This is a genomic window from Stenotrophomonas sp. (assembly GCF_059505245.1).
The window spans coordinates 53,592-66,064 of record NZ_JCACKF010000025.1; the positions used below are offsets into that span (position 1 = coordinate 53,592).

Sequence of the window (12,473 nt, forward strand, 5' to 3'; positions counted from 1 at the left end):
GTCCAGGCCCGTGGGCGCCTGGGTGGGCGCCAGCGAGCCTACCGGGACTTAGGGGGGGCGTGTCCTGCACGCCCATGCCCTCCGCCTCTCCGACGTATCAGGAAGGCGCCGCTTCTGCTTCTGCACTTGCTGTTGGCGGGCCGGCGGGCCTCAGGCCCGCCGGTGAACACCTCACCCCGCCACGATGTACTGCTGCAGCTGGTCCAGCTCGCGCCGCTGCGCATCAATCACCGACTTCACCAGGTCACCGATGGAGATCACCCCCAGCACCTGCGCGCCCTCCACCACCGGCAGATGGCGGATGCGGTAGTCGGTCACCAGTTGCAGGCAATGCTCCACCTGCTCACCGGGCGACACCGTCACCACCTGCGCCGTCATGATCTCCGCCACCGCGGTATCGCGCGATGAACGATCACGCAGCACGATCTTGCGCGCGTAGTCACGCTCGGACAGGATCCCGACCAGCCGCGGCCCGTCCATCACCAGTACCGCACCGATGCTCTTTTCCGCCATCAACCGGATCGCATCGATCACCGCCGCGTCCGGCGCGACCGCATGTACTTCAGGAGACTTGCCATCCAACAGTTGCCGTACCGTCGTCATCTGCCTGCCCTCCGAGGGTGGGTTGCAGGGCCGAGTCTGCCACGGCGGATGCTAGCCACGCGTCAACCAGGTACAACGGCCGCTGCTTGGACTCTTCGTACAGCCGCCCCAGGTACTCTCCCACCAGCCCCAGCGCGATCAACTGCACTCCCCCCAGGAACAGGATCACCGCCATCATCGTCGGCCAACCCGCCACCCGGTCGCCATACAGCGCCGCCTTCACGATCACCCACAGGCCGAACACGAACGCGACTGCGGCGGTTGCCAGTCCCAGGTAGGTGGCAGCCCGCAGCGGCACAGTCGAGAAGCCGGTGATGCCTTCGAGGGCGAAATTCCACAGCCGCCACAGGCTGAATTTGCTGGTGCCGGCCACGCGCGCGTGGCGGTGATAGGGCACGGCAATCCGCTTGAAGCCTACCCAGCTGAAAAGCCCCTTCATGAAACGGTGGCGCTCACGCATCCCGCGCAGGGCGCTCAGCGCGCGCGGGGACAGCAGGCGGAAATCTCCGGTATCGGCCGGAATCGGCGTACGCGACAGGCGACCCATCACCCGGTAGAACATCGCTGCCGTGGCGCGCTTGATCCAGGACTCGCCATCGCGGGCCATGCGCGTGCCGTAGACGTTGTCATGGCCCTCGCGCCAGCGCGCGACGAATTGCGGCACCAGCTCCGGCGGGTCCTGGCCGTCGGCATCGAGGATCATCGCTGCCCCCTCGTGCACCAGATCCAGGCCCGCGGTCAGCGCCGCCTCCTTGCCGAAGTTGCGCGACAGCTTCAGCGCCGAGACGCGCGCATCAGCCTGGGCCAACCCCGCGATCACCTCCCATGTGCGGTCATGACTGCCGTCATCCACATAGAGGATGTGGCCGTCGATGTCGGGCATGCCGTCCAGCACCGCGCACAGCCGTGGATGCAGCAGCGGTAATGCCAGGGCCTCGTTGTAGGCGGCGATGACAAAAGTGAGCCGTTCGCGGGTCATGCCCGGATTGTACATTGCCGGCCAGGCGCACGACCCGTCGCCCGCCGCTCACGCCACGCCTGCCTCAGTCCTCCGACAAGTATGACGCGCCTCCCAGCTGGCGCGCCTGGCGCTGGATCCATGCGGCGCGCCGCTGCACATACGGCCCCGGTGCGGCCGCGTTGTAGCGTCGCGGTGCCGGCAGTACCGCCGCCAGTCGCGCACTCTCGGCCGGGCTCAACCGGGCCGCGTCCTTGCCCCAGTATTTCTGGGCGGCCGCCTGCGCACCGTACACACCATCACCGAACTCGGCGATGTTGGCGTACATCTCCAGGATGCGCTCCTTCGGCCACAGCGCCTCGATCAGCACCGTGTACCAGACTTCCAGGCCCTTGCGGATCCAGCTGCGGCCCTGCCACAGGAACAGGTTCTTGGCCACCTGCTGGCTGATCGTGCTGGCGCCACGCAGGCGCCCTCCCCTGGCGTTATGGTCGCGGGCCTTTTCGATGGCCTGCAGATCGAAGCCATTGTGGTCGGGGAAGCGCTGGTCCTCGGCCGCCACCAGCGAGATCGGCAGGCTCGGCGCCATCTGGTCGAGGTCGCGCCACTGGTAATGCAGCCGATAGGACCAGTCCGCCTCGCCCAGCGCCTCGCCGTAGCGCCACAGCATCACCGTGGACACCGGCGGGTCGATGAAGCGCAGCACCAGCACCTGCAGGCAGCTGAAAGCAGCCAGCAGCACCGGCAGCCACAGCAGCCGCCTCCAGCGCCAGCGCCGCCGGCGCGGCGCGGCCACCTCCGCCACTACCTTGTGCTGCTCTCCCGCTGCCCCCATTACTGGTGCATCCTTCTTCTGTCTGGTTGTCGGCGCATTATCCGGCAACCGCCCCCGTTTACGCGCGATGTGAGCCGATGACCGCCAACTCCGATTCCCTGATCCGTTTCCTGCTCCCCGACGCCGGCGTCCGCGGCGTGCATGTGCACCTGCAGGCCACCTGGCAGGAAATCCTGTCCCACGCCGTGTACCCGGACGCCGCTGCCGAGCTGCTCGGCGAGGCCTGTGTCGCCTCGGCCCTGTTCACCGGCCACACCAAGATCGACGGCCGCCTGTCAGTGCAGCTGCGCAGCAGCACTGCCCTGCGCACCCTGTTCGCCGAATGCACCGCGGGCGGCACCCTGCGTGGCATCGCCCAGCTCAGCGAAGGCGCCGACGCGCCGCGTGACCTGTCCAGCCTCGGCGATGACGCCATCCTCGCCATCACCATCGAGAACCCCGGCCTGGACCCGCGCGAGCCGCAGCGCTACCAGAGCCTGGTCGCGCTGACCGCGCCGGAACTGGACGAGGCCTTCGAGGACTACTTCCGCCAGTCGGAGCAGCTGCCCACCCGCCTGCTGCTGGCGGCCGACCGCAACGGTGCCGCCGGCCTGCTGCTGCAGAAACTGCCGGGCGACGAAGGCGACGAAGATGGCTGGGCGCGCGCCAGCGCCCTGTTCGAGACCCTGGGCAAGGCCGAACTGCTGGCGACCCCGGCCGAGCAGCTGCTGCACCGCCTGTTCCACGAGGAGCGGCCGGAGCTGCTGGGTGAAAAGCCGCTCTCTTTCGCCTGCTCCTGCTCGCGCGAGCGGGTGGCCGGCATGCTGCAGTCGCTGGGGGAAGAGGAGGCCCGTGCGGCCGCCGAGGACACTGGCGCCGTCGAGGTGCGTTGCGAATTCTGCGGACGCGAGTATCACTTTCCATTGACGGAGTTCGGCATACTGTTCCACGGCGCCCAGGGGGCTGTACCGGCGCCTGAACGACTTCAGTGAACGGCAGTCTTGTACCTGGGGAGGATCAAGGCTTGTTAAGAATTCATAAACACCCTAGGATCGAGTTCCCGTCCCCACGGGAACTTCCGTTGTCTGTCCCTGTCTGAACTGGTCCGATGCGTACCTTCCTGCGTCTACCGCTGGCCCTGCTGATCGCCCTTGGCGCGATCACGGGCGTGCATGCGCAGAGCAAGGACACCCGCACCGTGCTGCCGGTCTGGAACAAGGGCAGCGGCAAGGTCGAGGCGCTGCTGTACCTTGAGCCTACCGGCGAACAGGCGGCCGGCGCCCGCTGGCATTTCGGCCGCAACTCGCTGGACGCGGCCTTTGGCCTGTCCTCCGGCGATTCGCTGGGCCTGCTCTGCAACAGCAGCAGCGGCACCAGCATCAGCGGTCTGGCCAGCCATTGCATGCTGGCCAGCCTGGGCGACGAGGATGATCTGAACAGCCGTCGTTTCAGCGGTACCGCCGCGCTGAACCGCGGCAACAGCCGCCTGGGCATCACCGCCGGCACTGGCCGTGAAACCCTGCCCGCCTGGTTGTCGGGCCCGAACAAGACGCCCTCGCTGCGTGCCGAGCAGAACGATCTGACCGTGTTCGCGCAGAAGAACATCGGTCGCGAAGGCTTCGTCTCCATCGCCGGTACCTACGCCAAGGCGCGCCTGGTTCCGCTGGCCGACGCCTCGCCGGCCATCGTCGATCGCTGGGACAGCAAGAGCCTGAGCATCGGCGCCGGTTACGGCAACTTCACCGGCAGCATCATCGGCCGCGTGGTCGACGTCCCGGGCAAGCCCGGCAAGTGGGAAGGCCTGGGCATCGGCCTGACCTGGCGTACCCCGTGGTCCGGCCAGCTCACCGTCGGCGCCGAGAATGTGATCAGCCGCGGCAAGAATCCGTTCTCCCCGCGCAACGAAAGCAACGACGACGGCACCGTGCCGTATGTGCGTTACGAACAGGATCTCTGATCCCGGTAAACATGCTCAGCAACGATATTCCCAAAGGCGCCGAAAGGCGCCTTTTGCATGTGCAAGCCTGCCGCGCACTTGCGTAACCGGTATCGCCGCTGGGCAATGAAACGCTGCGCACCGACATAGTGAGATACATTTCAATCGAAACTTTTTTCATCATTCTGCGTTAACAAACGAGGCAGAGCGCCTTGACCATGCCGGTAAACTATTGAGTGGCATGGGAAAAGCGCATCTTTACCAAAATCACAGGCTTGATTAACACAGCTTTAATTCTTGGCGAACGCCCGTTACTATCGGGTCAGCCTCGCGATTTGGGAGCGCTTTTTCGCTCCCCCGCCGGGCATTAACCCCAGCCAAGATTTCTTGGAGAGAGAGAGCCAATGAAACTCAAGTCCAGCCAGCTGCGTGACGCAGTTGTGATCGCGCTTGTCGCCGGTGCCACCACCGCGACGGCCCACGCCCAGGAAGCCACCAACCTCGACCGCATCGAGGTCACCGGTTCGCGCATTCGTCAGGTCGATACCGAAACCGCCCAGCCCGTTCTGAGCATCAGCCGCGCTTCGATCGAGAAGAGCGGTTTCAAGACGGTCGCCGACGTCCTGCAGAACATCGCCGCAGCCGGCAGCCCGGCCATCAGCCGTTCCGAGCCGCTGTCCTCCGGTGAAGCCGTCGGTGGCTTCTACATCGACCTGCGCAACCTCGGCGCCGAACGCACCCTGGTGCTGGTCGACGGCAAGCGCCTCGGCGCCAGCGTCAGCGGCCTGCAGGACGTGTCGCAGATTCCGTCGGCCATCGTCGAGCGCATCGACGTCCTGAAGGACGGCGCGTCGTCGATCTACGGCTCCGACGCGATCGCCGGTGTGATCAACATCATCACCCGCAAGAACTTCCAGGGCCTGGAAGCCAACGCCTACGTCGGCCAGTACGGCGAAGGCGACGGCCAGAAGACCAGCTACGACTTCGTGGCCGGCTTCACCGGTGACCGCGGTTCGATCACCATCGGCGCCGAGTACGCCGAAGAAAAGGAAGTGTGGGCCAAGGATCGCTGGTTCAGCCGTTATCCGCGCACCACCTTCCACCCGGCCCAGAACTGGAGCCCGGTCAGCCAGTGGGGCACCATCATCGATCCGGATACCGATGACTGGCTGGTGCTGAACCGCGGTGGCGACTACCGCGACGTCAACCAGTACCACGACCAGGACTTCGCCGGCATCACCGGTGACACCAGCAACTCCAATACGCAGATGCACCTGCTGACGCCGACCAAGCGTCGCTCGGTGTTCGCCAACGTCCAGTACGACCTGACCGACAACATCCGCTTCGTCTCCGACCTGCTGTACACCCGTCGTGAGTCGCAGGCCCAGGTCGCAGGCTATCCGTTGCAGTCTGCGTCGTATGAGCGCCTGGGTGCCAAGTGGGATGCCGACAGCTACTACAACCCCTTCGGCAAGGACATGGGCTTCATGCGCCGTGGCTGGGAAGTGCCGCGCCTGTCGACCAACAAGCTGACCACCTTCCGCTTCACCGGCGCCCTGCAGGGCAGCTTCCAGTTCAATGACAAGTACTTCGACTGGGAAGCCGGCTACATCTACCAGAACTCGGAAAACCAGCAGAGCCAGACCGGCAACTACAACGTGCTGGCGGTCAATGCCGCCACCGGCCCGTCGTTCTACAACCCGGCCACCGGCCGCGTCGAGTGCGGCACGGCAGCAGGCCTGGTCGATGGCTCCAACCCGATCTATGGCCCGGGCGCCGGCGGCTGCCTGCCGTGGAACCCGGCCATTCCGTACGGCCGTACCGGTGACGGTGGCCTGACCGGCAACCCGGATCTGCAGCAGTTCCTGTTCCCGACCACCAAGAACACCGGTGAAGTCACCACCAAGACCTACTACGCGAACATCGCCGGCAGCCTGTTCACCCTGCCCGCCGGCGACCTGGGCTTCGCGCTGGGTTACGAGTACCGCGAGGACAAGGGTTCGTACAATCCGGACGCCCTGTCGCAGACCGGCTACTCGACCGACCTGGCCGCCGGCCCGACCGGTGGTGGTTACGACGTCAACGAAGTCTATCTGGAGCTGAATGTTCCGATCCTGGCCGACCTGCCGGGTGCCAAGGAACTGAGCTTCAACGCCGCGACGCGCTACTCGAAGTACAGCACCTTCGGCAACACCACCAACAACAAGTTCGGCCTGAAGTGGAAGCCGATCGACCAGCTGCTGGTGCGTGCGACCTACGCCGAAGGCTTCCGTGCGCCGACCATCGACAATCTGTACGGTGGCAGCTCGCAGACCTTCGCGTACTTCACCGATCCGTGCGATACCGACTTCGGTTCGACCGGCCAGCCGGGCGTCGCTGCCCGTTGCGCCGCGGCCATCGGCCCGACCGCCAGCACCTTCCGCCAGCTGCGCCAGGGCTACGTGCCGGCCAGCGGTCCGGATGAGCAGACGCCGGACCCGTTCAACGCCGTCTCCAACCCGAACCTGACTCCGGAAAAGTCCAAGTCCAAGACCGTTGGCCTGGTGTGGAGCCCGACCTTCGCCCAGGGCCTGAACATGAGCCTGGACTGGTGGAACATCAAGATCACCAACACGATCGTCACCGACAGCCCGGATGACCAGCTGAACGACTGCTACGTGCTTGGCATCGCCGAGCGCTGCAACTCGTTCACCCGTGATCCGAACCGTCACAACGTGATCAACCTGACCTACGCACCGCGTAACGCCGGTTACCAGGAAACCGAAGGCTTCGACTTCGACGTGGCGTACCGCTTCGAGACCGACAGCTGGGGTACCTTCAACGCCAACCTGCAGAACAGCTACGTCACCAAGAACGTGCTGAAGACCACCAATGCGCAGCAGGTGCCGGTGTCGATCCTCAACGGCTTCGGCAGCAACTTCCGCCTGCGTTCGAACCTGGTGCTGGGCTGGGAGCGTGGCGACTGGGGCGTGACCTGGGGCACCCGTTACTTCTCCAGCGTCAAGGAGCGTTGCTACTACAGCGACGAGTGCAGCCTGCCGGACTTCGGTTCGCCGGATCCGGTGCGCGACCAGCCGATGAACAAGCGTGGTTCGACCATGTTCCACGACGTCCAGGTTTCCTGGAACGCACCGTGGAATGCGACCATCGCCGTCGGCGCACGTAACGTGTTCGACCACTACGGCCCGCAGATGTACTCGGCACCGAACTCGCAGTTCTCCTACTACGGTGGCTACGACATCGGTCGCTTCATGTACATGCAGTACAAGCAGAAGTTCTGATCGGCACTCTGATCAGCTGATGCAGCAACGGCCCCGCAAGGGGCCGTTGTTCTTTGTGGCGCATGGAAACAGCTGGCCAGCACACAACAAAAAAGGCCGCGGTGTCGCCGCGGCCTTCCTTCGACATCATTCCCGGGCGCTCATCCGTTCGGAATCAGCGTCTCGATCAGATGCTCGACGTACGCTTCGAAATCCTCGCGTGCCTGCTTGGGCTGCTGCAGCTGCAGCGACAACTGCAGGAAGCCGACATAGGCGGCATAGGCCAGGCGCGCGCGATGGCGTGCATCGGTCGAGCTGAGGCCGGCCTGGCGGAACGACGCGACCAGATAATCGAGGCGGCGCTGCGAGACGCGGTCGATCACCGGCCGCACCATCGGATGATCCAGTGCCTTCAGCAGCTCGCTGTAGATGATGTGCGGCTGCACTTCATGCGCCACCATCTGGAACAGCTGGCGCAGGCGCACGCGCGGATCCGGCACGTCTTCCAGGCTGCCGAACACCTGTTCCTGTTCGAACAGTTCCCAGCGCTCCAGCGCCGCTTGCAGCAATGCATCGCGCGAAGGGAAATGCCAGTAGAAACTGCCCTTGGTGACGCCGAGCCGCCGTGCCAGCGGTTCCACCGCGACGGCGCCGACACCTTGTTCAGCAATCAGATCGAGGGCCGCCTGGGCCCAGTCTTCGGCACTCAGGCGGCTGTTGCGGCCGGCGCGCGGTTCGCCGGCGGAAGCGTCAGGTTGATTCATGGGCTGATTTAACCATACGCCGGGGTTCGTTGCAGTACGCGGTTGCGGTCGAAACCGTCGCAGCCTCCCAGGCGAGGTCCATTCAGGGGACTTCCGCAGCGCACCATACCGTGCAGTATTGACTTCCCCCCGAACCGATCCATACTAGCAAGTATGGTTACGTCCCCACCTCCCGCTGCGTTCCATGACCTGCGCCTGGACGCCGCCCATGGCGCTCGCCTGGCCGCCACCGCCAGCGACCATGGCCGGCGCGGCCGGGTGCTGTTCGCGCATGGCTTCGGCCAGACCCGCCACGCCTGGAATGCCACTGCCCGCGCACTGAATGCCGCCGGCCTGCAGACGCTGGCCTACGACGCCCGCGGCCACGGCGATTCGGACTGGAATGCCGCCAACCTGCCCTATCACGGCGAACAGTTCGCCGATGACCTGATCGTGCTGGCCGGCGAGCAGCCGCGCCCGCCGGTACTGGTTGCCGCATCGATGGGCGGGCTGTTCGGCCTGCTGGCCGAGTCGCGCTGGCCCGGCCTGTTCTCGGCGATGGTGCTGGTCGACATCACCCCGCGCTGGGATACCGCCGGCGTCGAGCGCATCCTCGCCTTCATGACCGCCCATCCCGACGGCTTCGCTTCGCTGGCCCAGGCCGCCGACGTGATCTCGGCGTACATGCCGCACCGTCCGCGCAAATCCGAGCAGTCGCTGCGTGCGCTGCTGCGCGAGGACGGCCGCGGCCGCTGGCGCTGGCACTGGGATCCGCGCCTGGTGGCCGAACTGGCCCGCGACAGCGAACAGCACCAGGACGCACTGGCCGAGGCCGCGCGCCAGGTGAAGTGCCCGCTGCTGCTGGTCAGCGGCGGACGCAGCGACCTGGTCACGCCGCAGACCGTGGCCGAGTTCCTGGCGTTGGCGCCGCATGCGCGCCATGTGCAGCTGCCGCAGGCCACCCATATGGTCGCCGGCGATGACAACGACGCCTTTACCGCTACTGTGTTGGACTATCTGGACGTGTTGCCCGCAGCGGACGCTGCGGCTTCGTCCGCCACAAACGAGCACGTCACCGGAGCACGCTCATGAGCATCGTTCTTCCCTTCCTCGCCCTGCTGCTGGCAGGCGCGTTCGTCGCCTACCACCGCATGCGGCTGGTTACCTGGACGCTGATCAGCGTGGCCCTGCTGGCTGCCTGCTGGTTCATTCCCTACGTCAACCAGACCGCCACGATCGTCGCGGCCGCCGTGTTGGCCGTCATCGCCGTGCCGCTGCTGCTGCCGTTCATCCGCAAGCCGCTGCTGACCGGTCCGATGATGAAGGTGTTCCGCAAGGTGCTGCCGCCGCTGTCGCAGACCGAGCGCATCGCACTGGAAACCGGTTCGGTCGGTTTCGAGGGCGAACTGTTCACCGGTGATCCGGACTGGAACATCCTGCTCAACTATCCCAAGCCGCAGCTGACCGCCGAGGAACAGGCCTTCCTCGATGGCCCGGTGGAAGAGCTGTGCGCGATGGTCAACGACTGGGAAATCACCCACGTCCATGCGGACCTGCCGCCGGAACTGTGGGCCTTCATCAAGAAGAACAAGTTCTTCGGCATGATCATCCCGAAGGAATATGGCGGCCTGGGCTTCTCCGCACTGGCCCACCACAAGGTGATCCAGAAGCTGGCGTCGGTGTCTTCGGTGGTCAGCTCCACCGTCGGCGTGCCCAACTCGCTGGGCCCGGGTGAACTGCTGGTGCATTACGGCACCCAGGAACAGAAGGACCAGTACCTGCCGCGCCTGGCCGATGGCCGCGAAGTGCCCTGCTTCGGCCTGACCGGTCCGTTCGCCGGCTCCGACGCCACCTCGATCCCGGACTACGGCATCGTCTGCAAGGGCGAGTGGAACGGCGAGCAGGTGCTCGGCGTCAAGCTCACCTTCGACAAGCGCTACATCACCCTGGCCCCTGTCGCTTCGCTGATCGGCCTGGCGTTCCGCATGTACGACCCGGATGGCCTGATCGGCGATACCCGCGACATCGGCATCACCCTGGGCCTGCTGCCGCGCGACACCGCCGGCGTTGAAATCGGCCGTCGCCACTTCCCGCTGAACTCGACGTTCCAGAACGGCCCCATCCGCGGCAAGGACGTGTTCATTCCGCTGACCCAGCTGATCGGTGGCGCGGCCATGGCCGGCAAGGGCTGGAACATGCTCAACGAGTGCCTGGCCGTGGGCCGCTCGATCACCTTGCCGTCCACCGCCAGTGGTGGTGCCAAGGCCGGTGCCGCGGTGACCGGCGCCTATGCGCGCATCCGCAAGCAGTTCGGCCTGTCGGTCGGCCGCTTCGAGGGCGTGGAAGAAGCGCTGGCCCGCATCGGCGGCAAGGCGTACAAGATCAGTGCGCTGTCGCAGGCCACCGCCGCCGCGGTTGACCGTGGCGACGTGCCGTCGGTGCCGTCGGCGATCGCCAAGTACCACTGCACCACCATGAGCCGCGAAGTGATCTCGGACATGATGGACGTGATCGGCGGCAAGGGCATCATCCTGGGGCCGCGCAACTTCGCTGGCCGCAGCTGGCAGGCCGCGCCGATCGCGATCACCGTGGAAGGCGCCAACATCATGACCCGCAGCCTGCTGATCTTCGGCCAGGGTGCGATCCTCTGCCACCCGTGGGTGCTGAAGGAAATGAAGGCCGCGCAGGATCCGGATACCCGCGCCGGCCTGCAGGACTTCGACCGCAGCCTGTTCGGCCACATCCGCTTCGGCATCTCCAATGCCGTGCGTTCGTTCTGGTTCGGCCTGACCGGCGCGCGCTTCGGTGCCGCCCCGGGCGACGCCTATACCCGCCGCTACTTCCGCAAGCTGGACCGCTACTCGGCCAACCTGGCGCTGATGGCCGACATCTCGATGATGACCCTCGGCGGCAAGCTGAAGTTCAAGGAATCGCTGTCCGGCCGCCTGGGCGATGTGCTGAGCCACGTCTACATGACCAGCGCCATGCTCAAGCGCTACCACGACGAAGGCGCACCGCAGGCCGACCAGCCGCTGCTGGCCTGGGCCTTCCATGACAGCGTGCACAAGATCGAAGAGTCGCTGTCGGCCGCACTGCGCAACTTCCCGATCCGTCCGATCGGCTGGCTGATGTGGGCACTGATCTTCCCGCTGGGCCGTCGTGCCGAGGCTCCGGGCGATCGCCTGAGCCGTCGTGTCGCCGCCCTGCTGATGGCGCCGAATGAAGCCCGCGACCGTCTGGCCAGTGGCGTGTTCCTGACCCCGTGCGAGAACAACCCGGGCGGCCGTATCAACAGCTACCTGAGCAAGGCGATCATGGCCGAGCCGGTGGAGCGCAAGTTCCTGAAGGCGCTGAAGAGCAAGGGCATCGAGGCGCTGGACTTCAAGGCGCAGCTGGACGAAGCCGTGGCCGAGGGCGTGATCACCCAGGATGAGCGCAGCCTGCTGGAAGAGCTGCGCACGCTGACCCTGGACACCATCACCGTGGACGACTTCGACACCCACGAACTGCGCGCGGCCAGCTACTACGACCGCCAGCACAAGGACCCGCATTCGCAGGCAGCCTGATCGCCCGCGACACGCGTTGCTTCGACGGCGGGCCTCGGCCCGCCGTCGCTTTATCCGCCGACCGGAATACCCACCATGTCCACGCCCCTGCTCTCGCTTTACCACCGGCTGCAGCGCTGGCCCGCCGGCACCTGGCTGTTCTCGCGCGCGGTGTGCTTCAAGGCGCCCTACTTCGCCAGCATCGCGCCACGCATCACCCGCCTGGAACACGGCCGCTGCGAAGCCACGCTGGCCGACCGCCGCAGGGTGCGCAACCACATCAGCACGGTGCACGCGATCGCGATGTGCAACCTGGCCGAACTGACCGCCGGGTTGATGGTCGATGCATCGCTGCCGAAGGGCATGCGCTGGATCCCGAAGGGGATGCAGGTGCAGTACCTGGCCAAGGCACGTGGCACGCTGCAGGCGGTGGCGTTGCCGGCACAGCCGATTGTCGTCGCGGCCGAGGGCTATGCGCTGCCGGTGACGGTGAGCGTGCGCGACCGTGCGGGCACGGAGGTGTTCAGCGCGGTGATCGACATGTGGTTGTCGCCGGCGAAGTAGCAACTGTCTTGTCAGGGGCAGCCGAGGGCCACCTCGGCGTCTCGCTTACG

Annotated in this window: 10 protein-coding genes; 6 read left to right on the plus strand and 4 right to left on the minus strand. The window is 65.9% G+C overall.

Features of this window, described 5'->3' with window-relative positions; translation table 11 throughout:
• Positions 1-171: 171 nt before the first annotated feature.
• The 3 genes from AC5JLE_RS10810 to mtgA all read right to left on the minus strand — a co-directional run bounded on the left by AC5JLE_RS10810 (position 172) and on the right by mtgA (position 2,396).
• Positions 172-603, minus strand: coding sequence for a CBS domain-containing protein (locus AC5JLE_RS10810; protein ID WP_134809186.1), 432 nt, complete (start codon positions 601-603; stop codon positions 172-174).
• On the minus strand, positions 563-1,582 hold the full coding sequence (locus AC5JLE_RS10815; protein ID WP_014648068.1) for a glycosyltransferase family 2 protein: 1,020 nt from the start codon (positions 1,580-1,582) through the stop codon (positions 563-565). The genes AC5JLE_RS10810 and AC5JLE_RS10815 overlap by 41 nt, the downstream gene beginning before the upstream one ends.
• A gap of 64 nt (positions 1,583-1,646) precedes the next feature.
• Positions 1,647-2,396 carry a monofunctional biosynthetic peptidoglycan transglycosylase gene (gene mtgA / locus AC5JLE_RS10820; RefSeq protein WP_049441304.1) on the minus strand — a complete coding sequence of 250 codons (750 nt, stop codon included), beginning with the start codon at positions 2,394-2,396 and terminating at the stop codon, positions 1,647-1,649.
• Between the two features lie 77 nt (positions 2,397-2,473).
• Here mtgA and hslO point away from each other — a divergent pair, with 77 nt between their 5' ends.
• From hslO to AC5JLE_RS10835, 3 genes are all read left to right on the plus strand, one after another.
• Positions 2,474-3,367, plus strand: coding sequence for an Hsp33 family molecular chaperone HslO (gene hslO / locus AC5JLE_RS10825; RefSeq protein ID WP_014648070.1), 894 nt, complete (start codon positions 2,474-2,476; stop codon positions 3,365-3,367).
• Positions 3,368-3,483: 116 nt separating this feature from the next.
• Positions 3,484-4,332 carry an XOO1806 family protein gene (locus AC5JLE_RS10830; RefSeq protein ID WP_014648071.1) on the plus strand — a complete coding sequence of 283 codons (849 nt, stop codon included), beginning with the start codon at positions 3,484-3,486 and terminating at the stop codon, positions 4,330-4,332.
• A 383-nt stretch (positions 4,333-4,715) separates the two neighbouring features.
• Positions 4,716-7,592 (plus strand): TonB-dependent receptor plug domain-containing protein, encoded by a 2,877-nt coding sequence (locus AC5JLE_RS10835; RefSeq protein ID WP_014648072.1) that lies wholly within the window; start codon positions 4,716-4,718, stop codon positions 7,590-7,592.
• Between the two features lie 140 nt (positions 7,593-7,732).
• On the opposite strand, the gene AC5JLE_RS10840 is transcribed toward AC5JLE_RS10835, so the two are convergent.
• Positions 7,733-8,335, minus strand: coding sequence for a TetR/AcrR family transcriptional regulator (locus AC5JLE_RS10840; RefSeq protein ID WP_005418411.1), 603 nt, complete (start codon positions 8,333-8,335; stop codon positions 7,733-7,735).
• Between the two features lie 153 nt (positions 8,336-8,488).
• On the opposite strand from AC5JLE_RS10840, the gene AC5JLE_RS10845 reads away from it, so the two are divergent.
• From AC5JLE_RS10845 to AC5JLE_RS10855, 3 genes are all read left to right on the plus strand, one after another.
• Entirely contained in the window at positions 8,489-9,406 is a 918-nt protein-coding gene (locus AC5JLE_RS10845; RefSeq protein ID WP_014648073.1) for an alpha/beta fold hydrolase, read from the plus strand.
• Positions 9,403-11,880 carry an acyl-CoA dehydrogenase gene (locus AC5JLE_RS10850; protein ID WP_049408155.1) on the plus strand — a complete coding sequence of 826 codons (2,478 nt, stop codon included), beginning with the start codon at positions 9,403-9,405 and terminating at the stop codon, positions 11,878-11,880. The genes AC5JLE_RS10845 and AC5JLE_RS10850 overlap by 4 nt, the downstream gene beginning before the upstream one ends.
• Before the next feature lie 75 nt (positions 11,881-11,955).
• A complete protein-coding gene (locus AC5JLE_RS10855; RefSeq protein WP_241884289.1) occupies positions 11,956-12,423 on the plus strand; it encodes a hotdog fold domain-containing protein in 468 nt (155 codons plus the stop codon).
• Positions 12,424-12,473: the final 50 nt, after the last annotated feature.